20 protein-coding genes and 1 pseudogene (1 of these 21 running past the window's edge) are annotated in these 22,212 nt (G+C 73.7%); 12 read left to right on the top strand and 9 right to left on the bottom strand.

Annotation, left to right across the window (positions count from 1 at the left end; translation table 11 throughout):
* Positions 1-114 precede the first annotated feature (114 nt).
* Complete coding sequence (gene snpA / locus AC07FV_RS31830; RefSeq protein ID WP_479091032.1) at positions 115-795, bottom strand: snapalysin; 681 nt, start codon at positions 793-795, stop codon at positions 115-117.
* Between the two features lie 276 nt (positions 796-1,071).
* On the opposite strand from snpA, the gene AC07FV_RS31825 reads away from it, so the two are divergent.
* Together AC07FV_RS31825 and AC07FV_RS31820 are read left to right on the top strand one after the other, a co-directional pair.
* Complete coding sequence (locus tag AC07FV_RS31825) at positions 1,072-2,061, top strand: LysR family transcriptional regulator (RefSeq protein WP_479091031.1); 990 nt, start codon at positions 1,072-1,074, stop codon at positions 2,059-2,061.
* Between the two features lie 73 nt (positions 2,062-2,134).
* On the top strand, positions 2,135-2,878 hold the full coding sequence (locus AC07FV_RS31820) for a PepSY domain-containing protein (RefSeq protein ID WP_479091029.1): 744 nt from the start codon (positions 2,135-2,137) through the stop codon (positions 2,876-2,878).
* A 94-nt stretch (positions 2,879-2,972) separates the two neighbouring features.
* Here AC07FV_RS31820 and AC07FV_RS31815 read toward each other — a convergent pair whose 3' ends face one another.
* The 3 genes from AC07FV_RS31815 to mdlC form a co-directional block, all read right to left on the bottom strand.
* Positions 2,973-4,226: an MFS transporter gene (locus AC07FV_RS31815; protein ID WP_479091027.1), complete on the bottom strand. Its 1,254-nt coding sequence runs from the start codon at positions 4,224-4,226 to the stop codon at positions 2,973-2,975.
* A gap of 149 nt (positions 4,227-4,375) precedes the next feature.
* Positions 4,376-5,830 (bottom strand): benzaldehyde dehydrogenase, encoded by a 1,455-nt coding sequence (locus AC07FV_RS31810; RefSeq protein ID WP_479091025.1) that lies wholly within the window; start codon positions 5,828-5,830, stop codon positions 4,376-4,378.
* Between the two features lie 88 nt (positions 5,831-5,918).
* Complete coding sequence (gene mdlC, locus AC07FV_RS31805) at positions 5,919-7,499, bottom strand: benzoylformate decarboxylase (RefSeq protein WP_479091023.1); 1,581 nt, start codon at positions 7,497-7,499, stop codon at positions 5,919-5,921.
* Positions 7,500-7,593: 94 nt separating this feature from the next.
* Between mdlC and AC07FV_RS31800 the strand changes: the two genes are divergently transcribed.
* From AC07FV_RS31800 to pgm, 4 genes are all read left to right on the top strand, one after another.
* Positions 7,594-8,532 carry a LysR family transcriptional regulator gene (locus AC07FV_RS31800; RefSeq protein WP_479091022.1) on the top strand — a complete coding sequence of 313 codons (939 nt, stop codon included), beginning with the start codon at positions 7,594-7,596 and terminating at the stop codon, positions 8,530-8,532.
* 42 nt (positions 8,533-8,574) lie between these two features.
* The gene (locus tag AC07FV_RS31795) at positions 8,575-9,318 is read left to right on the top strand and encodes a Type 1 glutamine amidotransferase-like domain-containing protein (protein WP_479091021.1); all 744 of its coding nucleotides are present in this window, start codon (positions 8,575-8,577) and stop codon (positions 9,316-9,318) included.
* A 70-nt stretch (positions 9,319-9,388) separates the two neighbouring features.
* On the top strand, positions 9,389-9,817 hold the full coding sequence (locus AC07FV_RS31790) for a hypothetical protein (protein WP_479091019.1): 429 nt from the start codon (positions 9,389-9,391) through the stop codon (positions 9,815-9,817).
* 256 nt (positions 9,818-10,073) lie between these two features.
* Entirely contained in the window at positions 10,074-11,714 is a 1,641-nt protein-coding gene (gene pgm / locus AC07FV_RS31785; RefSeq protein ID WP_479091017.1) for a phosphoglucomutase (alpha-D-glucose-1,6-bisphosphate-dependent), read from the top strand.
* 35 nt (positions 11,715-11,749) lie between these two features.
* Here the strand turns inward: pgm and AC07FV_RS31780 are convergent, their stop codons facing one another.
* Positions 11,750-12,946 (bottom strand): cytochrome P450, encoded by a 1,197-nt coding sequence (locus tag AC07FV_RS31780; RefSeq protein WP_479091150.1) that lies wholly within the window; start codon positions 12,944-12,946, stop codon positions 11,750-11,752.
* A 126-nt stretch (positions 12,947-13,072) separates the two neighbouring features.
* Complete coding sequence (locus tag AC07FV_RS31775) at positions 13,073-14,041, bottom strand: LysR family transcriptional regulator (protein ID WP_479091016.1); 969 nt, start codon at positions 14,039-14,041, stop codon at positions 13,073-13,075.
* 197 nt (positions 14,042-14,238) lie between these two features.
* Between AC07FV_RS31775 and AC07FV_RS31770 the strand changes: the two genes are divergently transcribed.
* A complete protein-coding gene (locus tag AC07FV_RS31770) occupies positions 14,239-15,033 on the top strand; it encodes an SAM-dependent methyltransferase (protein WP_479091014.1) in 795 nt (264 codons plus the stop codon).
* A gap of 43 nt (positions 15,034-15,076) precedes the next feature.
* The gene (locus tag AC07FV_RS31765) at positions 15,077-15,547 is read left to right on the top strand and encodes an ATP-binding protein (protein WP_479091013.1); all 471 of its coding nucleotides are present in this window, start codon (positions 15,077-15,079) and stop codon (positions 15,545-15,547) included.
* Positions 15,548-15,631: 84 nt separating this feature from the next.
* Here AC07FV_RS31765 and AC07FV_RS31760 read toward each other — a convergent pair whose 3' ends face one another.
* Complete coding sequence (locus AC07FV_RS31760) at positions 15,632-16,183, bottom strand: GNAT family N-acetyltransferase (protein WP_479091012.1); 552 nt, start codon at positions 16,181-16,183, stop codon at positions 15,632-15,634.
* A 78-nt stretch (positions 16,184-16,261) separates the two neighbouring features.
* The gene (locus tag AC07FV_RS31755) at positions 16,262-16,960 is read right to left on the bottom strand and encodes a hypothetical protein (protein WP_479091011.1); all 699 of its coding nucleotides are present in this window, start codon (positions 16,958-16,960) and stop codon (positions 16,262-16,264) included.
* Between the two features lie 129 nt (positions 16,961-17,089).
* Between AC07FV_RS31755 and AC07FV_RS31750 the strand changes: the two genes are divergently transcribed.
* From AC07FV_RS31750 to AC07FV_RS31735, 4 genes are all read left to right on the top strand, one after another.
* The gene (locus AC07FV_RS31750; RefSeq protein WP_479091010.1) at positions 17,090-18,988 is read left to right on the top strand and encodes a SpoIIE family protein phosphatase; all 1,899 of its coding nucleotides are present in this window, start codon (positions 17,090-17,092) and stop codon (positions 18,986-18,988) included.
* 384 nt (positions 18,989-19,372) lie between these two features.
* Positions 19,373-19,963, top strand: a complete 591-nt coding sequence (locus tag AC07FV_RS31745; protein WP_479091008.1) for a hypothetical protein — start codon at positions 19,373-19,375, stop codon at positions 19,961-19,963.
* A 113-nt stretch (positions 19,964-20,076) separates the two neighbouring features.
* Positions 20,077-20,769, top strand: coding sequence for a class F sortase (locus tag AC07FV_RS31740; protein WP_479091007.1), 693 nt, complete (start codon positions 20,077-20,079; stop codon positions 20,767-20,769).
* A 150-nt stretch (positions 20,770-20,919) separates the two neighbouring features.
* On the top strand, positions 20,920-22,089 hold the full coding sequence (locus AC07FV_RS31735) for a SchA/CurD-like domain-containing protein (RefSeq protein WP_479091006.1): 1,170 nt from the start codon (positions 20,920-20,922) through the stop codon (positions 22,087-22,089).
* On the opposite strand, the pseudogene AC07FV_RS31730 reads toward AC07FV_RS31735, so the two are convergent.
* Positions 22,061-22,212: pseudogene (locus AC07FV_RS31730) on the bottom strand (hypothetical protein); its annotated part runs 82 nt beyond the window's last position; the annotation flags it as partial. The gene AC07FV_RS31735 and the pseudogene AC07FV_RS31730 overlap by 29 nt on opposite strands.

Raw genomic sequence — 22,212 nt, 5'->3', positions numbered from 1 at the left:
GTCGTTGAGGAGGAACCTCCGCTCACCCCGGGGGGGGTTGCGCGTGCGGTATGGGTGGAACGGGTGTGTGGGGGCGGCCCGGTCGGACCCCCCCCGCGCCGTGGCTCCGGACGCTCAGCGTCGCGAGGCCTTCTCCAGCGCCTTGTCGAGGGCGGCCGTGAAGCCGTTCACCCACAGCTGGTTCACCCGGCTGCGTTCGGCGGCGTTCGGGTAGGCGTTGGTGCAGGACGTGCCGGGGCCGCCGCCCGACATCAGCTCGCTGCACGGGCCGGAGTAGTGGTCGGGGAGGCCGAGCACGTGCCCGGTCTCGTGGGCGGTCACGCGGGTCGAGTTGTACTGCTGGTTCTGCCGGTAGTCGAGGAAGATGTAGCCGCGCCCGTGCCCGTCCGTGGACGCGTACGAACCGCGCGAGTCGTTGCCCTCGCGGTACGAGAAGTCCGCTCCCGAACTTCTCTCCGCGAGCCGCACGTTGGACACGGAGCTGTTCCAGATCTGGGTGGAGCGGGATATCTGGGTGCGGAAGCTGGGCGCGCCCGTGGTGCTGTAGTAGACGGTGACGGCGGCCGCCGAGGACGGGGCCGCGGCGCGCTTCTCGGCGACGGACCTGATGACCGCCTCGAAGAACGCCCTGTTGGCGGCGGCGTCCTCGCCCGAACCGGCTGCGGGCTGGTAGCCGACCTGCGCGGCCCGGGCCGGCGCCTGGGGAGCGGCGGTGGCGGCCGGACCGGTGCCGAGCACGGCCGCGGTGAGGCCGAGACCGACCGCGGTGGAGAGCAGGGGCAGACTGATGCGCATCGATGACTCCTTGTGTGGGGGAGTGGGGAGAAGTCGTCATCGGTGAGTGTGGGCCGCCCGCGGGCCGGTGTGATGATGGCAGGAGGGGATAGGGCGGGGCTATCACCGCCGGCGTGCGGGGTCGTGGGTCGTCACCGCCGCCGGAGCGTCCCGACGCGGGCTCCGCCACCGGGCGGGCGCGGTCGGGAACAGCTTCTCCCGCTGTGCAGAACTCGCCCTGATCCGCCGCCTTTTGTTCACCTGGCGCAACCAACTGTTCCGCCCTACTCTCCCTGCATGGAGCTCGAGGTGAGGCACCTACGCGCACTGTGCGCCATCGCCGACGCCGGCAGCCTGCACCGGGCGGCACGCCGACTCGGCGTCGCGCAGCCCACCTTGAGCACGCAGTTGAGCCGCATCGAACAGGCCCTGGGCGGGCCCCTGTTCGTCCGGGAGCGCACCGGCTGCCGCCCCACCCCGCTCGGCCGGACCGTCCTCGGCAGAGCCCGCCCGCTCCTCGCCGACATGAGCACCCTCGTCCGCGAGGCCCGCGCCGCGGCGACCGCCGGCGACAGCCGGCTGCGCGTCGGCTCCACGGCCAGCCGCGCCCTGGCCGGCTGGCTGCGCCGGCTCAGAGGACCCGGTCCTGAGCCGGCCCTCCAGATGGACGTCTCGGCCAACGCCCTGCTGCGCGGGGTCGCGGACGGCCGGCTCGACGTCGCCTTCGTGCACGAGGTGGAGGGCTGCCCGCTGCACGTCCCCGAGGGGCTGCGGCTGCGGGTGCTCGTCGAGCGCGAACCGCAGTTCGTCATGCTGCCCGCCGACCACCCCGCGGCCGTCCGGTCCGTCGTCCGTCTCGACGACCTGGCGCAGGACCGCTGGATGGTCGACCCCACCGTCGACGGCGAGTGGGACGGGGTGCACCGCATGCTGCGCGCCGTCGGCCTCGATCCGCGCGTCCTGCACGGCGACTACCACACCGCCGCGTCACTCGTCGCCACCGGCGAGGTCGTCACCGTCTGCCAGCCCAGCTCCCAGTCCCGCCCCGACACGGCGGTACGGCGCCTCTGCGGCGACCCCCTGGGCGTACGCCTGCTGCTGGCCGCGCGCACCCGGGCCGAACTGGACGCCGTCTACCCGGCGCTGGAGGAGGCGTACTGGGAGGTGGCCCGCCAGTCCACCGCGTACCGGGAGTGGCTGGAACAGACCGGCGCCCGCACCGCCGTCCCGTGCCCGCCGGGGACCGTCCCGGGGCAGGACCGGGAGGTGTGCGTGCCGGTCCGCTGAGCGGATCGGCCATTGCGGTGGTTTCCCGGCCGAATCGGTATGACAAGACGCTCATACGGTTACGGAGACGTGCATGAGCTCTGTGCGACGTCTCCCGCCTCTTCGTTCGATGGCCGTCATCTGCGCCCTGGGCAGTTCCGTGCTGCTGATGACCGGCTGCACGAACGCCGACACGACACGCTCCAGTGTCGCCGAGGCGGCTCAGACCACCCCTGCCACCAATACCGCATCCGCCACCAACTCCGGCTCCCCCTCTCCTTCCGCGTCCCTGACCGAGGACCAGGCCGAGCGCAAGGCCCTGGTGCCGCTGGCGAAGGTCACCTGGGACAAGGCGGCCGACACCGCCGTCAAGGAGGTCCCCGAGGGCAAACTCGTCGACCTCGAACTGAAGCGCACCACCGCCGAGGCCACCGCGTCGACCGGTTCGCCCAGCCCGAGCATGCCCAACCCGGCGCCCAGCCAGGGTGCCCCGGAGTGGGAGGCCAAGGTCGCCGCCTCCGACGGCACGGTGACCCGGATGGACATCGACGCCGTCTCCGGCAAGATCTTCCGCACCCAGGCCGAGGACCAGGACGCGGACGACAAGCAGCAGGTCGCCGACATGCTCAAGAAGGCGACGCAGACGCCGCAGCAGGCCGTGAAGGTCGCCACCGACAACGCCAAGGGCACCGTGACCCACGTCGAGCTCGACGAGAGCGACGACCAGAAGGTCATGTGGTCCGTCGACGTCGTGTCGACCGACAACTGGGACAAGGCGACCGTGGACGTCGACGCGACGAACGGCAAGGTCCTGCGCGAGAACGTGGACAGCGACTGAGCACCACGCCTCACCGCGGCGGGCGCCGCGACCAGCGCGACGGGAGCAGCGGGTGGAGTGACCCCGCTGCTCCCGTCGCGTGTGCCCGAAGGGGTCAGGCCGTCGGCCCGGGGGCCTCGGCCCGGGCACCCGACGACGTGCGCGGCAGGGTCGCGACGGCCAGGAAGGCGAGGACGGCCACCGCCGCGAAGAAGTAGAAGCCCCACGGGTGACCGATCCCCGAGGAGACCAGGGCGCCCGTGATGGACGGGCCGACGATCGAGCCGATCCGGCCGATCCCGGACGCCGAACCGAGCGCGGTGCCGCGCACCGAGGCCGGGTAGAAGTTGGTCACGTAGGCGTAGACGAGCACCTGCGCCGAGAAGACGAACACGCCCGTGAGGAACACGACCGCGTTCAGCATCAGGTCGCTCTCCATCCTGACGCTCAGGCACGCCAGCATGACCACGGAGACCGCGAACCAGCCCATCGTGGTGCCCTTGATGCCCCGGCGGTCGGCGACGAACCCGCCGAGGACCAGCCCCACGACACCGCCGACGTTGAGCACGAGGAGCTGTGTGACGGCCGTGGGCACCGGGTAGCCGGCGTCGTTCATCAGCTTCGGCAGCCAGGTGTTCAGGCCGTAGACCAGCAGCAGGCCCATGAACGAGGCGACCCAGATGCCGATGCCCGCGCGCAGGTACGCCGGCTTGAGCAGTTCCGTGAACGGCACCCGCCGGGCCCCGTCCCGCTGGGCCCGGACGAAGGCCTCCGACTCCGGCAGCTTGAACCACTGGACGACGGCGACGACGAGTCCCACCACGCCGAGCAGGTAGAAGAGGATCTCCCAGTCGTCGGTCACCTGGAGGGCCAGCAGCGAGGTGATGACCGCACCGGTGTGGTAGCCGGTCATGGTCAGGGTGCTCGCCCGCGCCCGCCGGTCGGCCGGCATGTTCTCGGCCATCATCGTGAGCGAGACGGGCATGCACGCGCCCAGACCGAGCCCGGCGACGAGCCGGAGCGCGGCGAACATCGTCACGGAGTTCGCCAGCGGCACCACGAGGGTGAAGAGCGAGAACAGCACCACCGAGCCGATGAGCAGGCGGCGGCGCCCAAGCCGGTCGGCGAGCGGCCCGACGCAGACGGCGCCGATGGCCACGCCCACGAGCGAGAGCGTCGCGATGGTGGTCGCGTCGCCCGCGGTCATGCCGAGGTGGTGGGTCTTGAGCAGGGTGGGGATGATGGCGCCGAGGACGACGAGGTCGTAGCCCTCCAGCAGGACGGTGATCCAGCACAGGATCACCGTCCAGGTGCTGCTGCCGGTGCGGCCGGTCTGCGCGGGTGCGCCGGACGTGGTGGCGGAAGTCATGGTGACTCTCCCCCCGGGGACGGGTGTGAGTGAGCGGAGCCGGAAAGGCCGGGGCGGCCATGAGGGGCGGCCGCAGCGGCGGGAAGGCCGGGGCGGCCGTGAGCGGCGGCCGCGGTGGCCGCAGAGGTGGGACCGGATACCGGAGGGGATCAGAACGGGTAGTCGGCGATGTCCGGGCGGACCGTGACCCACTGGGTCTCGGTGAACGCCTCGACGTTGGCCGCGGCGCCGCCGAACCGGGACCCGGTGCCGGAGGCCTTGACCCCGCCGAAGGGGGCGTTGGGCTCGTCGCTCACGGTCTGCTCGTTGATGTGGACCTTGCCGGAGTCGATCCGGTCGGCGAGCTTCATCGCCGTCCCCACGTCCCCGAGGATGCCGACCGACAGCCCGTACTCGCAGTCGTTGACGATCCGCGCGGCCTCCTCCGGCGTGGAGAAGGCGATGACCGGGGCGACCGGACCGAAGATCTCCTCCCGCCACGCCGGCATGTCGGTCGTCAGGCCGGTCAGGACGGTGGCGCGGTAGCAGGCGCCGTCGATCTCGCCGCCCGCGGCGACCTTCGCGCCCGCCGCGACGCTGTCCCGGACGATGCCGTGCACCCGCTCCAGTTGCCGGCGGTCGATGATCGGCCCGAGCGCCACGTCCTCGCGGGCCGGGTCGCCGACCGGCAGGGACTCGGCCTTGGCGGCGAGCGCGGCGGTGTACTGCTCCACCAGCGACTCGTGCACGATGTGCCGGCCGGTCGTCATGCAGATCTGCCCCTGGTGCAGGTACGAGCCGAACGCCCCCGCCGAGGCCGCCTTGGCCACGTCCGCGCCGGGCAGCACGACCAGCGCGTTGTTCCCGCCCAGCTCCAAGTGGGCCCGCTTGAGCAACCGCCCGGCCTGCTCGCCGATGATCCGGCCGACCGGCGTGGACCCGGTGAAGGAGATCACCCGCACCTCCGGGGCCTCGACGAGCGCCTCCCCGACCGCGGCGTCGCCCGGCAGCAGGTGCAGGAGACCCGCGGGGAGCCCGGCCTCCTCGAAGATCCGGGCGATGACCACACCGCCGCTCACCGCGGTGCGCGGGTCCGGCTTGAGCAGCACGGCGTTGCCGAGGGCCAGGGCGGGAGCCACCGAACGCAGGCCGAGGATGAGCGGGAAGTTGAAGGGCGCGATCACGCTCACGACCCCGGCCGGCCGCCGGCGGGAGAGCGACCAGCGGGCCTCCTCGGAGGTGAGGACCTCACCCTGCGGGTGCGTCGGCAGCCCGGCGCACTCGAAGCACTCGCCGATGGCGAGCCGCGCCTCGAAACCCGCCTTGGAGCGCACCGAACCGGCCTCGCGCACCAGCCAGTCCTGGATCTCCTCGGCGTGCCCGGTGAAGAGTTCCCCCGCGCGCCGCAGTACGGCGGCCCGCCGCTGCGGCGAGGTCGCGGCCCACTCGCGCTGGGCGCCGGCGGCCCGTGCGGCGGCGCGGCCCACGTCCTCCGGCGTGACCAGTCCCACCGCGCCGAGCCGTTCGCCCGTCGCCGGCTCCGTCACCGGGTGCTCGGTGGGGGAGTCCTGCCAGCCGTCGCTGAAGAACTTCCGGCCCCAGACGTCGCTGTCCAGGAGTGTCATCGTCGTTCCCTTCCTCGGGATCCTCGGGATCCTCGGGTGCCGGGCGCGTCAGCGGCTCCGCGCGCTCGGCCGGTCTGCGGGTCGTGCCTCAGGAGGGCGTGGTCAGGGCCGTGTCCACCTGGATCAGGCGGGGGTGGCCGGGCTGCTCGGCAAGTACGGCGCGCAGTTCCTCGACGCCGCCGACGTGCCGGGCGGGCACCCCGTAGCCCTCCGCGACGCGGGTGAAGTCCAGCCCCGGGATGTCCAGCCCCGGGGCGTCCGGCACGCCGAGCAGGCCGCCGAACCAGCGCAGCGCCCCGTACGTGCCGTTGCGCAGCAGCACGATCGTCAGCGGGACCCCGTGCTGCGCGGCCGTCCACAGGGCCGTGATGCCGTAGTTGGCCGAGCCGTCCCCGATCACGCCGACGACCGGGCGGTCGGGCTGCGCCATCGCCACCCCGACGGCGCCGGGCAGCCCGAAGCCGAGCCCGCCGGCCGCCGGGAAGTAGTAGGAGCCCGGCCGGCGCAGGTCCATCTGGCGCCACCACGCGGAGGTGGTCGACGTCGACTCGACGACGTACGCGGTGTCCGCGGGCAGTCCGTCGCGCAGGGCGGCGAAGACCTGCTCGGGGTGGAGACCCGGTCCCCGGGCGGTGAGCGGTTCGGGCGCCGGCCGGTACGGGCCCGCGGGCTCACCGGGCCCGCCGAGCGCGTTCAGGAGCAGGTCGACGACGGCGCCGGGATCGGCGACCAGCGCCTCGCCCACCGGGGCCCGCGCCGCCGCCGAGGCGTCCTCGGTCACCTGGACCAGCCGGGTGCCCTCGGGCAGGTACCGGCCGGGCAGGTACTCGTGGTACCGGAACACGGGCGCGCCCAGCACGAGCACCAGGTCGTGGCCCTCGAAGGCCTCGCAGACCGGCGCGATCCCGGCGGGCAGCACCCCCCGGAACTGCGGATGCCGGCTGGGGAAGGGCAGCCGGAAGAGGGAGGGGGCGGCCCACACCGGGCAGCCCAGCCGCTCGGTCAGCCGCACGACGTCGTCGAAGAGACCCGGCGCGTCGATGTCGCCGCCGAGCACGAGCGCGGGACGCCGGGCGGCGGCGACCCGCTCGGCGAGCCGGCGGCCCTGCGCGGCGTCGGGCACCGAGGCCCGCTCCACCCGCCGGTCGAGCACGGCCAGGGCGTTGTCGTCGACCTCGGCCGACCAGTCGTCGTACGGCACGGACAGATAGGTGGGCCTCCGCTGGAGCCGCGCCTCGAAGACGGCCTGGGCCAGTGCGCGCGGTACGTCCTCGGCACACGCCGGCTCCGCCGCCCAGCCGACCAGCGGCTTCATCAGCGTCTGGGCGTCGACGCTGGCCAGGTTGGCCTCCGGGCCGATGGCGGGCCGGACCTGCTGCCCCGCCACCACCACGAGCGGGGTGCGCGAGGCCACGGCGTTCGTCAGCGCGCCCATCGCGTTGCCCGAACCGGAGGCCGCGTGCAGGTTGACCAGGACCGGGCGGCCCGTGGCCTGGGCGTAACCGTCGGCCATGCCGACGACCGCGCCCTCGTGCAGTCCGAGGACGTAACGGAAGCCGTCCGGCAGCTCGGCGAGGAAGGGCAGCTCGTTGGAGCCCGGGTTGCCGAAGACGGTGGTGAGCCCCTGGCGCTCCAGGAAAGCGTGGGAGACACGGCGCACGGATGGCACGGACGTTCCTTTCGAAGTGACGTCCGACACGCTAGGCACCCCGCGACATGGGCACCAATAGATGTTTCGGCATCCCGATATAGAGTCCTTCGATATGGGCACCTTCGACCTCAACCTGGCCCGTGTCTTCGTCCTCCTGTACGAGACCGGCAGCGTCACGGCCACCGCCGAGACGCTCCACGTCACGCAGCCCACCGTCAGCTACAGCCTGGGCAAGCTCCGACGGCACTTCGACGACGAGCTGTTCCGCCGCAACGGGCGCGGACTGACGCCCACGGCCGGTGCCCGGCGGTTGTACGAGCCGCTGCAGCGCGCCCTCGCGGAGATCGACGGGACGGTCCGGCAGGGCGACGCCTTCGACGCGGGGACCATGTCGGGCCGGTTCACCATCGCCCTCTCCGACCTCGGCGAGGCCACCCTCCTGCCGCGGCTCGTGGCCGCGGCGCGGGAGCGGGCGCCGGGGGTCTCGTTCACCGTGCGCCCGTTCGACGTGGAGGATGCCGAGAGTCAGCTGCGCCGCGGCGACCTCGACGTGTTCGTGGCCACCCCGGTGATCACCTCGCACCTGACCGTGCGCGTCCCGCTCTTCCGGGAGCGCTACGTCCTCATGGTCGCCGCGGACCATCCCCGGGTCCGCGGGGACGAGGTGTCGCTGGCGGGTCTGGCCGCCGAGCACCACGCGACGGTCTTCGGGCCGAGCGGCCATGTCGCGCCCCGGGCGGTGCTGGCTGCGCACGGGCTCCTGGAGCGGGTGGCCGTGGACGCCACCCGCTTCTCGATGCTGCCCTATCTGCTGGAGCAGACCGACCTGGTCGCCATCGTCCCCGAGTACGTCGGCGAGGTGTTCACCGCCTCCCACCGGGTCCGCCTGGTGCGGCTGCCCTTCGAGACCCAGCCGATCGAGATCGCCCTGTACGCACGCCACGAGTCCTCGCGGAGCCCGGCGCAGCGGTGGCTGGTGCGGTTCATGGCGGAGGTGCTGGGCGAGCAGGTGAGCGCGGCACAGCTGCCGCCGACCGCGGCACCGGCGTAGGCGCTTCCGGGTGGTGCGGTGCGGGTGTCTAGGATCGCGCCCATGACGGCACCCGAACCGACCATTCTCGCCACCTCGGGAGGGCACCGCGCGGGTGGCCGGACCATGGTGGCCTTCGACTCCCTGGTGCACCACGCGGTGGACCTCTCGGGCGCCCACGGGCGGCGCCCCCGGGTCCTGTACGTGGGCACGGCCATCGGGGACGCCGAACACTTCACCGCCCGGATGACGGAGGCGGCCCGCGTGGCCGGGTTCGACCTGACGCCGCTGCACCTGTTCCCCATGCCGAACGTGGAGGACGTGGAGGAGACCGTGCTCGCCCAGGACGTCGTCTGGGTGATGGGCGGCTCGGTCGCCAACCTGCTGGCGGTGTGGCGGGTGCACGGCCTGGACCGCGTGATGCGCCGGGCCTGGGAGGCCGGGGTCGTGCTCAGCGGGGTGAGCGCGGGTTCCCTGTGCTGGTTCCGGGGCGGCGCGACCGACTCCTTCGGGCCCGAACTGCGCCCGATCACCGACGCCTTGGGTTTCCTGCCCTACGGCAACGGCGTGCACTACGACGTCGACGAGGGCCGCCGCCCGCTGATCCACCGGCTCGTCGCCGACGGCACCCTGCCCTCGGCCCACTGCACGGACGACGGAGTGGGCCTGGTCTACCGCGGGACGGAGCTGGTCGAGGCGGTGACGGAGGTACCGGGCAAGGGCGCCTACGTGGTCTCGCGCGAGGGCGACGCGGCGGTGGAGGAACGCATCGAGCCGCGCGTGCTGCCCGCGGCGTCAAGGCCCTGACGGTGGAAGCCCGGTGAGCATTCGGCAAACACATGTGTTTGCCGCCGGAGTGAGTGGCAAAGCGGTGTCCATGAGCGATCCGAACAAGGACACGAACCAGAAGACCACCACCACACGGACCGCCGGTTCCAAGGCCCGCGACGCCGCGGACAAGGCGACGGCCCCCGCCTCGCGTGCCGGGAAGGCGGCCACGGACAAGGCCGGTGACGCCGCATCAGCGGCCAAGAACGGCGCCCAGCGTTCCGCGGAGGCGGCGAACGGCGCCGTGCAGACGGCGGCCAAGGGCGTGGAGGCGGGCCGCAAGGCGGTCATCACCACCTCCGGGCACGTCGCGGCCGGGGCGAAGACCGCGTGGACGGTCATCGCCCACCGCAAGCTCGTCGCCGCGGGCGTGGGCGCCGGCATCACCGCTCTGAGCGCCGCGTCCTACGCGGTGGGCCGCCGGGCGGGACGCCACACGCACGGGCCCCTGACCCGACTCACCGGCGGCCGCATCTGACGCGTTCCGCACGGCCGCACCACGGCGCCCGGTCCGGCGGCCCCCGAGCCCAGGGGGAACCGCAGGCCCGGGCTCGTGGTGTGCCGCCGCCCCGCCGTCGAGCGTGGACGGTGACCACCGGGCCGTGAGTGCGCGCGGCGCCTCCCCCTCGGCGCCGGGTCCGGCCCGCCCCGGCCGGGGTGTCCGGTACCGCTCGCCCGGACAGGAGAAGATGGTCCCGCGAGCCCATGCCCGAACGACGCGGAGGAGTGGACGCATGCAGCACGACCGAGCCGGGAAGCCGGCCGGCCCCGAGGACCTGATCGACGTGGCCCGGCTGGTGACGGCCTACTACGCCCTGCACCCGGACCCGTCCGAGCCCGGCCAGCGGGTGGCGTTCGGCACGTCGGGCCACCGGGGATCGTCCCTCGCGGCGGCGTTCAACGAGGACCACATCGCCGCCACCAGCCAGGCCATCTGCGAGTACCGCTCGGCCCAGGGCACCGACGGGCCGCTCTTCCTGGGCGCCGACACCCACGCCCTGTCCGAGCCGGCGAGGATCACCGCCCTGGAGGTGTTCGCGGCGAACGACGTGACCGTCCTCGTCGACGCCGCCGACGGCTACACCCCGACCCCGGCGGTCTCGCACGCCATCCTCACCCACAACCGCGGTCGCACCTCGGCCCTCGCCGACGGCGTGGTCGTCACCCCGTCGCACAACCCGCCCGCCGACGGCGGCTTCAAGTACAACCCGCCGAGCGGCGGCCCCGCGGGCTCGGACGCCACCTCCTGGATCCAGGACCGCGCCAACGAGATCATCGCGGCCGGGCTCAAGGACGTACGGCGCATCCCCTACGCCCGGGCGCTCGCCGCCCCCGGCACCGGGCGCCACGACTTCCTCGGCACCTACGTCTCCGACCTGCCGAGCGTCCTCGACCTCGACGCGATCCGGTCGGCCGGCGTGCGGATCGGCGCCGACCCGCTCGGCGGCGCCTCCGTCGCATACTGGGGCCGGATCGCCGAGGAGCACCGACTGGACCTGACGGTGGTCAATCCGCTGGCCGACCCCACCTGGCGCTTCATGACGCTGGACTGGGACGGCAAGATCCGCATGGACTGCTCGTCGCCGCACGCGATGGCCTCGCTCATCGAGCAGCGCGACCGCTTCACCATCGCGACCGGCAACGACGCCGACGCCGACCGGCACGGCATCGTCACCCCGGACGCCGGACTGATGAACCCCAACCACTACCTCGCCACCGCCATCGCCTACCTCTACGCGCACCGCACCGAGTGGCCCGCCGACGCGGGCGTGGGCAAGACGCTGGTCTCCTCCGGCATGATCGACCGGGTGGCGGCGGACCTGGGCCGGCGCCTGGTGGAAGTGCCCGTCGGCTTCAAGTGGTTCGTGGACGGACTGGCCGGCGGCACGCTCGGCTTCGGCGGCGAGGAGTCGGCCGGCGCGTCCTTCCTGCGCCGGGACGGCTCGGTGTGGACCACCGACAAGGACGGCATCATCCTGGCGCTGCTCGCCTCCGAGATCACCGCCGTCACCGGGAAGACGCCCTCCGAGCACTACGCGGCCCTCACCGCCCGCTTCGGCGCACCCGCCTACGCCCGCATCGACGCCCCGGCGACCCGGGAGGAGAAGGCCCGCCTGGCCAAGCTGTCCCCGGCCCAGGTCACCGCCGACACCCTCGCCGGTGAGCCGGTCACCGCCGTGCTCACCGAGGCGCCGGGCAACGGAGCGTCGATCGGCGGGATCAAGGTGACCACCGAGAACGCCTGGTTCGCGGCCCGGCCGTCCGGCACCGAGGACGTCTACAAGATCTACGGGGAGTCGTTCCTCGGCGCCGACCACCTCAGCCAGGTGCAGGACGAGGCCAAGCTCGTCGTCCTCGGCGCCCTGGGCGGCTGACGCCGTACCCGTGCCCCCGGTCCGGTCCGGTCCGGTCAGCGGCGGCCGGGCCGGGGGAGTGCCACGCCCAGTCCGCGGATCTCGTAGCCGCCGATCGCCTCCTGGAAGGCGACGCGCGGCGTCCCGCTCATGCGGACGCCGTCCAGCGCGAACAGCCTGCTGAGGAAGACGTCCGTCTCCAGCAGGGCGATGTGCGCTCCGGGGCAGCGGTGCGGTCCGTCGCCGAAGGAGAGCCCGGCGCCGATCTCCCCCGCGCGGTCGGGACGTACGCCCAGCGGGTCGTCGCCCACGTGTCCCGGATCCGAGTTGACGTCGTCCAGGAGGAGTTCCACGTGGTCGCCCGCGGGCACGGTCACCGGGCCCGCGGGGCAGGCGAGTTCCACGGCCTCGGTGGTCCGGCGCCGCAACCGCCCGATCACCGGTTCCAGCCGCAGCAGTTCCTCCAGGACGGCCAGGCGCCGGGCCTCGTTGGAGGACCGGTAGTGAGCGAGCAGTTCGGCGTCCGAGAACAGGTGCCAGGCGGCGAGGCAGATGAACTCGCGCGTGGTCACCATGCCCGCCGCGGCGAACGTCAGGCACTCGCCGAGGATCTCCGCGTCCGTGCAGCCCTCCGCGATCAGGTGCGAGATCAGGTCGTCCTGCTCCTGGCGGCGGTGGGCCCGGACGGCGGGGCGGACGTCGGCCAGGTGGATGCGGAGCCAGTTGGTGTTCTGCCGCAGCATCCAGTACAGCCCCCGCACGCTGGTCAGCCCGGGTTCGCCGAACTCCTCCGGGAAGAACCGCTCCAGCCTGCGCCGGATGCCGGGTCTGCTGTGGCGCAGACCGACGACCTCGCTCACCACACCGATGGCCAGGTCGAAGGCGAGGTCGGAGAGCGGTGCCTCGCCGGCGGCCCGCAGGCGCGCGAGCTGTTCCTCCGCGATGCGGACCATCAGCTCGCGGTAGTGCTCGTCCACCCGGCGGGGAGTGAAGAAGCGCGCGGTCTGCCTGCGGTGTTCCCGGTGTTCGGCTCCGTCCCGGTAGAGCACGGGCCGACGGATCCGCCGGGGGAGTTTCTCCACCGTCTCGATCCCGAGTCCGGCCTGCACGGTGCCGGGGCCACGCAGCAGCGCCCGTGCGACGGCGAAATCGTGCACCTGCCAGGTCCCGTCCGCCGCGCGGCTGACCGGGCACCGCGGACGGGTCCGCCCCCGGTCGGCCTTCCGCGCGGAGTGCCGCTCGTCGCTCTGCACCACAGGGCCACCCCCAAGTCCCTCGCCCGGTGGCCCCGTCGGCCCCCCGGCACGATGACGTGGTTCACAGGATCGGGCACCGGCACGGCACCTGCCAGCCCTCGGCCGGACGAACCGGCGGGGACGTCACGGCCGGGCGCTGTCGTCCCGCGGATGACAGCGCAGCGCCCACGGCGGCGTCCAGACCTCCCCGTCGAGGCGCTGGGCCGGCCGGGAGGCGAGGTGTGCGCGCAGTGCGGCCAGCGCGGGATGCGGGTTGTCGGCGTGCCAGAGCAGGGAGTGCGGATAGACGGGGGTCGGGTCGCGCAGCGGAACGCGCCGCAGATCGTGGACGGCGGGCCAGACGAGGGGCGTGTGCTCGCTGAGGAAGGTCGCGATCGACGACGACCCGGCGATCGTGTCGAGGAGGCCCTCGACACCGAAGTTGGGTCCGAGCGCGTCGATGGTCAGCCCGAACTCCGCGGCGAGCGCGTCGTAGTAGGCCGTCCACTCGGTCCCCGGCAGGTTCCCCGGCATCCAGATGCGGTGACCGGCGAGCTGTGCCGGGGCCACCGACCGTGCCGACGCGAACGGGTGACCGGGCCCGGTGAACAGCTGGAGCGGCTCGTCGAAGACGGGCGTGGCCTCGATCCCGGCGGGGAGTTCCCGGCCCGGCACGGTGACGCAGCGGAAGGACGCGTCGATCGCCCCGGAGCGGACGGCGGCCGCCGCCGCGTCCGCGTCCGAGTCGAAGAGGATGACGACGTCCAGATCGACCTCGGGATGCGCGCGGTGGAAGTCGCGCAGCAGGCCGGCCGTGGCGAGCCGCCGGCCGATCACGTCGACTCTGAGCGGACGCCGTCCGGGCCGTACCGAGGCAGCCGCCCGCTCCTCGGCGTCGAGCAGCGCCCGCGCGTGCGGAAGGAAGGCCTGGCCGTCGATGGTCAGCCGCGCGCCCCGCGCCGTGCGGGCGAACAGCGGCACCCCGAGGTGCCTCTCCAGAGCCGCGATCCGCTTGGAGACGGCCTGCTGGGTGATGGCCAGCCGCGCGGCGGCGAGCTGGAACTGACCCGCCTCCGCAACGGTGACGAAGGTGCGTACGGCGACGAGGTCCACGGCCGCCATCCTAGGGGCACAACGGGAGGTTGTACCGGTGGGGCGCACTGCTCCGGTGCCCGCCCTGTTCTCCGCCTGCCGACGCCGGGTGCCGGAAGGGTCGCGCCACGCGTCGACCGGCGCGAGCACAACCACACGGGGTACAGCGGCCCCGGAATCCGCGTGCGCCGCTCGACCGGATGTGCCACCATCCGCCGATGGACCGTCAGACGATCTCCGCACTCGCCCACGCCGACCATCCGATCGCGGCCCCGCTCGACGACGACTCGGTGCGCCGGCTGCTGGAACGGGGCATCCCGCACGGCGGGGCACGCGTCCTGGACCTGGGCTGCGGCGGTGCGGAGTGGCTGCTGCGCGCACTCGCCGCACATCCGCGGCTGACGGCCGAGGGCGTCGACGTCTCCGAGCGGGCCCTGGCCCGGGCCCGTGCGGAAGCCGGCCGGCGGGGCGTGGCGGACCGGCTGGTCCTGCACCGTCGGAGTGCCGCGGACTTCACCGCCCCGCACCGCTTCGACCTCGTCCTGTGCGTCGGCTCCACGCACGCGTTCGGCGGCCTGTCCGCCACCCTCGCCGCGGCGCGCGACCACCTGGCACCCGGCGGACGCGTCCTGGTCGGTGACGGCTTCTGGACGGGGCCCCCGTCAGCCGAGGCCGTCGAGATGCTCGGCGACCTCACCGACCTGCCGACCACGCTGGACCGGGTCGCCGCGGACGGCTGGACCCCGGTCGGCGGGCACATCAGCACCCGAGGGGAACTCGACGCCTACGAGTGGTCGTGGACCGGGTCGCTCGCCTCCTGGGCCCTGGACCACCCGACCGATCCCGGCCGTGCGCAGGCGCTCGAGGCGGCCGCCGCCCACCGCGACGGGTGGCTGCGGGCCTACCGGGACGTGATGGGCTTCGTGTGTCTCGTCCTGCGCCCCACGCACCCCGGGGAGCCGCCGGCCCCGGGCGTCGCTTCCGCCTCCGGTGTTTCCCGGAAATCGGGGTAGACGACCGGCGTAACGGTCAAGGCTCAGGAAGAGGGCGGATCGCATGGACGGGGCTGCCCGGAACAGGGACCAGCCGACAGAAGCGCTGGTCAGGGTGTCGGAGGAGTACGAGGGGAGCCCCGGTGACATCGCCCGGGGCCGGGAGCTGGCCCGGCGGTTCCTGGCGCGGGTACGGGCGGTCCGGAACCGTCCGGTGCCGGACCGCGCGGTGGACCTGGTGCAGCTGGTGGTCAGCGAGCTGCTCACGAACGCCTGCAAGTACGCGCCCGGCCCCTCGCTGGTCGACCTGGAGCTGGCGGAGGACCGGGTGGAGGTCACCGTGTGGGACACCGACCCGGTGCTGCCGGTGGCCGAGACGGCGGACCCCGGACGGATCGGCCGGCACGGACTGGAGATCGTCATGGCCGTCTGCCAGAGCTTCGAGGTGTGCCGGGAGCCGGTGGGCAAGCGGATGCGGGCCGCGGTGCGGCTCGCCGACGACCTGAGCGGTACGGCCCTCGGTCACGCGTCCTGACCAGCGGCGCGGCGACGGAGCCACCGTGGCACCCGGCCGCCGGGATCACCGGCCGCAGCCGTCACCGGCCCGCCGCCACCGCACTCATCGTCCGGCCGGCTGCCCGGCCCCGGACCGGAGCCGGTACAGGACACTGCGGCGCAGGGGCCCTTCCGGCACACCCATGTCGTCGAAGTCGTCGGCCGGGTCGCGGGTCATGCCGAGACGCCGCATCACCGACTGCGAGCGGAGGTTGCCGGCCGCCGTCACCGCCAGGACCTCGGCGAGTGCCAGCTCCTCGAAGGCGAATCCCAGCACCGCCCGTGCGGCTTCGGTGGCGTAGCCGTTCCCCCAGGCGGACCGCGCCAGCCGCCAGCCGGCCTCGACTCCGGTGAAGGGCATCCCGTCCTCGACGGGATCGAGCCCCGTGAACCCGACGAAATCGCCGGTGGAGGCGACCTCCACCGCCCACCACCCCCAGCCCCGCCGGTCCAGGTCGGCCTGGAAACGGGCCGCGGAAGCCTCGCTCTGCTCCCGGGTGAGCACCCCGGGGAAGTACGCGCGGACCACCGGGTCGGCGTTGAGCGCAGCCCAGGGGGCCAGGTCGGAGGCGCGCCAATCGCGGAGCAGGAGACGGTCCGTACGCAGTTCGGTCATCGGGTCAACCTACGGCGGGCAGCACCACGGGTCGACCGGAATAACGGTGCGACTGGTGTCGTGCACGGGGCCCGGACGTCAGCGCGGGGCGTCCTGCCCGTCGATCACCTCGGAAGGCTTCGGCGCCCGCACGTCCAGCGGCTCGTCGAAGCCGGCGAAGGAGGTGGACGTGTCGTAGTCGGCGCCCTCGTACACCACCTTGAGGAGGTGCGGCTCGCCCTCCGTGGCGACGGAGAAGGTGTACCTCCCGCCCTGGGTTCCTCCGCCCTGGGCCGCTTCGTCCCTGACGGTCAGCTCGACCGCCTCCCGGCCGCCGACACGGGTGGACCTGCCCTTCTCGGCGGTGCCGAAGGAGGCGAAGGGACGCGTACAGGACGAGAGCCCGTCACCGGGCCGCGCCGCGTCGGCGGACGTCCTGACCCACAGCTTCTGCTCGCCGGTGACGCCACCGGGCCGCCGGTTCTCCAGGTAGGCGCGGTCGGGCCGGACGTAGTCGGTTTCGCCCACCCGGATCTGCTCGATGCTGCCGCCCTGCGAGAACGTGGACTTCGCGGTGCACCGGCTCTTCAGGTCGGTCACCAGCCGGACCGTCACGGTACCGCCCTTCGCCGCGGTGCTGGTGGAGTCGATCCGCACGGACTTCAGCGCCCGCATCGCGGCGTTGGCGTCCTCCAGCATCTCGTCGGCGGACCGGCTCCCGCCGCCGCTGCCGCACCCGGCGACGAGTACCCCCGCCAGCGCACAGGTCAGTACGGCGGTCGTGGTCGTGGTGCGCACGCGTCCCCCCTGGGCAAGATCGGCACCGAGAGCCTACCCGACCTCCCCCCTTCGGCCCCCCGGAGCGGTTCGCCCCCGCGCTACGGGGGAACCTGGCGGGGTGGACGGCATCGGAAGGCTGTGAGGGTCGTGGCAGCACGCTGGGCGGGCCACCAGGAGAGCGGCGAGGAGCCGGGGCACGCGGGTGCGGACGGTGTCCCGGACCCCGGCTTCGCCCGAGCCGTCCTGCGCGCCCTCGGCGCCGGCGTCCTCACCCTCGACCCGTCCGCCCGCATCACCTCGGTGAACCCCTGGGCCGAACGGCTGCTGGGGCGGTCGGCGCGGGACATGATCGGCCGCGACGCGCACGACCTCCTGCACCGGCACGCCGACGGCAGACCCGTCCCGCGTGAGCGGTGCGCGCTGCGCAACCCCCTGCACGGTGCGCCCGCCGAGGAGGGCAGCGAGGAGTACTTCCTGCGGGCCGACGGGTCCACGGTCCCGATCATCTGGGCGGCCACCCCGCTGGCCGGGGAGGGCGGTGACGAGGGGCTGGTGCTGGTCTTCCACGACTTCAGCCTGCACCGCAGCGCAGCCGAGGAGACCGAGGCCCGTACCACCGCCCTGGAGACGCTCTCCGCCCAGCTGCACCTGGTGGCCGAGGTGTCCACCGTCCTGATCCCCACCGAGCACACCTCCGCCACGATCCGCCGGCTCCTGCGGCTGCTGGTGCCGGAACTGGGTCAGTGGGCCGCCGTCGACGTCTACCCGGGGCAGTCCGACCTCCTGGAGCGGGTCGCCGTCCGCAGCAGCGCGCACCCGCACCGGGCGGACCGGCTGACAGGGCCCCTTACCTCCCTGCCGGACCCGGCGCGCACCGCCCTGGCCCGGCTGGTCCACAGCGACCGGCCCGTCCCGATCGCCGCCGACGACGTGCTCCACGACCCGCACAGCCCTCTCGCCGCGACGCACCGGGTGCTCTTCGAACGGCTCGGCGGGCACGCGGCCGTCGTCGTGCCGCTCCGCACCCGGCAGCGGTCGTACGGGACGCTCACCGTGGCCCGCGCGGGGGAGCACCCCGCCCACTCCGAGGCCGAGGCCGCCCTGCTCGCCGACATCGGCCGCCGCGTCGGACTGGTCCTGGACAACGCCCGCCTCTACCACGAGCAGCAGAACGTCGCCGAGACCATGCAGCGCCAGCTGCTGACCCCGCTCCCGCAGGTCGACCACGTCCGCATGGCCGCCCGGTACTGGCCCGCCGAGAGCGCCATGGAGATCGGCGGCGACTGGTACGACGCCTTCCTGCTCGCCGACGGTGTGCTGGCCCTCGTCATCGGGGACGTGGTCGGACACGACCTCCAGGCCGCCGCCCACATGGCCGAGGTCCGCAACATGCTGCGCGCCCTGGCCTGGGACCACCGGGAACCGCCCAGCGTGATCATGCGGCGGCTCGACGAGGCCGTGACCAACACCAGCGACGCCCCCATGGCCACGCTCGTCTTCGCCCGGATCGAGGGCCCGGAAGGCGGCCCGTGGACCTTCCACTGGGTCAACGCCGGTCACCCGCCGCCCCTGCTGATCACGCGGGACGGCGAGGCCCGCTTCCTGGAGGCCGGGCACGGCCCGCTCATCGGCATGAGCGCCACCCTGCGCCTGGGACTCGACTGGCCCGACGCGCACGAGGGCATGCCGCCCGAGAGCATCCTCCTGCTCTACACCGACGGACTCGTGGAGAGCCGCGACCGTCCGATCGACCTGGGCATGGCCAAGCTCCGCCACCACGCCGGGGTCCTGGCCCGCCGACTGGAGGGACGGAGCATCGACGAGTTCTGCGACGAACTGCTCGCCCGGATCACCCCCCGGGGCGACGACGTCGCCCTGCTCGCCCTGCGACTGCCCGCCGCGGGGGCCGGCGCCCCCGGCGACACCTCGCCTCCTCCGCCGCCCCAGTCCGCGCACAGCGAGGCCACCCCCGACCGGGCCGCCCCGGGCGCACGCCGTCAGGACCCCGAGGTGCGGGACCCGACGGAGACCGACCCGGCCGATTGAGGCGCGACCCGCCGGTCGTTCCGCACCGGAGTCCCTCCCGCCCCCGGATCGCCGTCCCTGCCGCCTCGGCCCCTCAACCCCCCTGCTGCACAGCGCCCTTGGCCGTGCCTCGCCGCGTCCGCACGAACAGCCGCCGAGCACCGCTCGCCGGCTCGCGTACGCCGACCGGGGGAAGCCGTTCACCCCTCGGTCGGCCCGGCTCGCGGGCCCGGCCCTCCGCCCGTCCCCGGCCCGTCGGCGGGGTGCGGACGGGCGAACGTTTCACCCGGCTGAGCGCCTTGAGTGGTGCGAGACGGAGGGCTGGCTGACGGTGATTCACGTCGGGGCCGGGTCCCCTCGGCTGACGAAGCACCAGCTGCCCGGCCGTGACGGAAGGAACCACAGATGCGTTCTGCTCACATGCTCCTGACCACAGCGGCGGCCTCGGCCGTCCTGGTCCTCGGTGCTCCCGGTGCCTACGCGGCCGTCGGTGGCGACCGGGACCACGACGACTCTTCCTACAGCAAGGAGCACGACAAGGCCGGCAAGCACGACGAGCCCCGCGGCGGGATGCACACGGGTGGCGGTGCGCTGACCGCGGTGAACGAGGGCGACTGGGAGGGCGGCTCCAAGCAGGACACGGAGACGTCCCACAAGGACGAGGGCGAGAAGTCGCGGGGCGGCGAGCACGAGAAGTCCCGGAGCGACGAGCACGAGAAGCCGCACGGTGGCATGCACACGGGTGGCGGTGCGCTGACCGCGGTGAACGAGGGCGACTGGGAGGGCGGCTCCAAGCAGGGCTCGGAGACCTACAAGCAGGACGAGGGCGAGAAGTCCTGGGGCGGTGAGCACGAGAAGCCGCGCGGCGGGATGCACACCGGCGGCGGCGGGCTGGACACCCCGACCACGACCGCGGGCGGCCTGGCCGTCCTGGCCGTCGCCGGTACCGGTCTGTACGCCGTCCGGCGCAGGAAGTCGGCGCACGGAGTGGCGTGAGCCGTGCCGGGCGCGATAGCGGTCGGGCCGCCGCCCAGGCATCCTGCGGCGGCCCGGCTCGCTCCACCCCACCCCGTCCGCCCTGCCGCCCTGCCCGAATGAGGTGGTCCCCGATGGCAGTACCCCCGACGTCCCCCACCGACGACGACCCGGCGTCGACCGGACAGGGGTCCCGGTCGAGCCTGACGGTGATGTGCGCCGTGGCCCTGCTGGTGCTGGCGGTGAGCCTGGTCGGCGGCAACGACACGTCGGCCGACACCTCCCGCCCACCGGTCGCCGCACAGCCCGGAGCGACGGCCCCCTCCTCCGCCGGCCCCACCACCCCGTCCTCCGCCACCCCGGGCGGCGCGGGCCTGCCGCGGTCGAAGCCGGTGCGCCTGCTCATCCCGGAGATCTCCGTCGACGCTCCGTTCACCGACCTCGCCATCGGCGCGAACGGGCAGCTCCAGGCCCCGCCGCCGAACGACACCAACCTCGTCGGCTGGTACGCCAAGGGCGCCTCCCCCGGGGAGCGGGGCACCTCGATCATCGCCGGGCACGTGGACACCAAGACGTCCGCCGCCGTCTTCGCGGGGCTGGGCCAACTGGACGAGGGCGACGTGTTCCACGTCGAGCGGGCCGACGGACGCAAGGCGTCCTTCGTGGTCGACGACACGGAGACCTTCGCCAAGGACGACTTCCCCAGCAAGCGCGTGTACGGCGACACCGACCGGGCCGAGGTGCGGCTCATCACCTGCGCGGGCGACTACGACCGCAAGGCCAAGGACTACACGGAGAACCTGGTGGTCTTCGCGCATCTCAGGTGAGTGCGCACGCCGTCCCGGTACGGCGCAGGTCACCCGCCCAGTGCACACCGGTCGCGCGGCACCGGGGCCGGGCACAGGATCGAGGCACGCTGGCGGCGCGCCACCGCGGCCGACGTTCACTTCCGCCCCCGCGAAGGAGATGTGCGCAGGATGACCATCACGTCCACCCCTGCTTCGGAACCGCTGACGCGACAGGTGTCGCACCATGTCTCCCAGTCCGTGTTCGACGGCTCCAGACTCCGGGTCGTCCTGCTGGTGGAGGTGTACGACGGAGCGCAGCAGCAGTTCCTCGAGACCTACGAGCAGCTGCGCAGCCACGTCGAGTCCGTCCCCGGACACCTCGGCGAGCAGCTGTGCCAGTCCATCGAGAACCCCTCCCAGTGGCTCATCACCAGCGAGTGGGAGAGCGCCCCGCCGTTCCTGAACTGGGTGAGCAGCGAGGAGCACGTGCGGATGGTCAAGCCGCTGCACAGCTGCGTCCGCGACACCCGGTCGCTGCGCTTCCACGTCGTCCGCGAGACGAACACCGCGTCGGCGGGCGCCGCCACCGCCCGCGAAGGCCTTCAGGCCTCCCCCCGGATCGGCGACGGCGTGATCCGGCACGCGCTCACCTTCACGGTGAAGCCGGGCAGCGAGGCGACGGTCGCGAGGCTCCTCGCCGACTACGCGTCGCCGGAACCGAGGGTCGACGAGACCACCCGGCTGTGCCGCACGTCCCTGTTCCTGCACGGCAACCGGGTGGTGCGGGCCATCGAGGTCCGCGGCGACCTGCTCGCGGCCCTGCGCCACGTGGCGCAGCAGCCCGAGGTCCGGGCCGTCGAGGAGGCCGTCAACCCCTACCTGGAGCAGGACCGGGACCTCGCCGACCCGGAGTCCGCCCGGGTCTTCTACACCCGGGCGGCACTGCCCGCCGTCCACCACGTGACCACGGGGGAGCAGGACCCGGCGGCCCAGCGGCACGCGCTGTCGTACCCGGCCCGGCCGGGCTGCGGCATGCGGCTGGCCCAGCTGCTCGCCGAGCGGGACGAGGCGGCCGCGGACGATCCGCACAGCCCGGTCCTGTGCAGCACCGTCTTCCAGCGCGACGACGTCGTGGTGCGGCTGGTCGACGTACGGGGCGGCATCGACGCCGCGGGCGACCCTGCGGTGGGCCTCGGCCTCCCGGACCCCGGCCAGGTGGCCGAGCTGACGACCCTCCTCGACGGGGCCGGCGCCGCCGACGGCACGCCCGGCTCCCCGGCGGCCGGCGACGCACTGGCCCGCGCGCTCCGCGGCGCCCGCATGGACCTGGTCACCGACCGCCGCGCGCCCGACGCCTGACCGGGCTCCGCACGACGCACGCGCGTCGGGGGGGGGGGGGCGCGGGGGGGGGGGGGGGGAAGGGGGCGAGGGGGGGGGGGGGGGGGGGGAGGGGGGGGGGGGGGGGGGGGGGGGGGGGGTGTA

The sequence above is a fragment of the Streptomyces sp. NPDC045956 genome (assembly GCF_056430705.1).
The sequence above is the reverse complement of the archived record's forward strand: the minus strand, read 5'-3'. Positions and strand labels throughout refer to the sequence as shown.

Bases quoted from the DNA above. Each gene is read 5' to 3' on its own strand.
- AC07FV_RS31765 (WP_479091013.1), top strand. From the start codon at position 15,077: ATGGACGGGGCTGCCCGGAACAGGGACCAGCCGACAGAAGCGCTGGTC.
- AC07FV_RS31760 (WP_479091012.1), bottom strand. From the start codon at position 16,183: ATGACCGAACTGCGTACGGACCGTCTCCTGCTCCGCGATTGGCGCGCC.
- AC07FV_RS31735 (WP_479091006.1), top strand. From the start codon at position 20,920: ATGACCATCACGTCCACCCCTGCTTCGGAACCGCTGACGCGACAGGTG.
- AC07FV_RS31770 (WP_479091014.1), top strand. From the start codon at position 14,239: ATGGACCGTCAGACGATCTCCGCACTCGCCCACGCCGACCATCCGATC.
- AC07FV_RS31740 (WP_479091007.1), top strand. From the start codon at position 20,077: ATGGCAGTACCCCCGACGTCCCCCACCGACGACGACCCGGCGTCGACC.
- snpA (WP_479091032.1), bottom strand. From the start codon at position 795: ATGCGCATCAGTCTGCCCCTGCTCTCCACCGCGGTCGGTCTCGGCCTC.
- pgm (WP_479091017.1), top strand. From the start codon at position 10,074: ATGCAGCACGACCGAGCCGGGAAGCCGGCCGGCCCCGAGGACCTGATC.
- AC07FV_RS31810 (WP_479091025.1), bottom strand. From the start codon at position 5,830: ATGACACTCCTGGACAGCGACGTCTGGGGCCGGAAGTTCTTCAGCGAC.
- AC07FV_RS31820 (WP_479091029.1), top strand. From the start codon at position 2,135: ATGAGCTCTGTGCGACGTCTCCCGCCTCTTCGTTCGATGGCCGTCATC.
- AC07FV_RS31815 (WP_479091027.1), bottom strand. From the start codon at position 4,226: ATGACTTCCGCCACCACGTCCGGCGCACCCGCGCAGACCGGCCGCACC.
- AC07FV_RS31795 (WP_479091021.1), top strand. From the start codon at position 8,575: ATGACGGCACCCGAACCGACCATTCTCGCCACCTCGGGAGGGCACCGC.
- AC07FV_RS31825 (WP_479091031.1), top strand. From the start codon at position 1,072: ATGGAGCTCGAGGTGAGGCACCTACGCGCACTGTGCGCCATCGCCGAC.
- AC07FV_RS31790 (WP_479091019.1), top strand. From the start codon at position 9,389: ATGAGCGATCCGAACAAGGACACGAACCAGAAGACCACCACCACACGG.
- AC07FV_RS31800 (WP_479091022.1), top strand. From the start codon at position 7,594: ATGGGCACCTTCGACCTCAACCTGGCCCGTGTCTTCGTCCTCCTGTAC.
- AC07FV_RS31745 (WP_479091008.1), top strand. From the start codon at position 19,373: ATGCGTTCTGCTCACATGCTCCTGACCACAGCGGCGGCCTCGGCCGTC.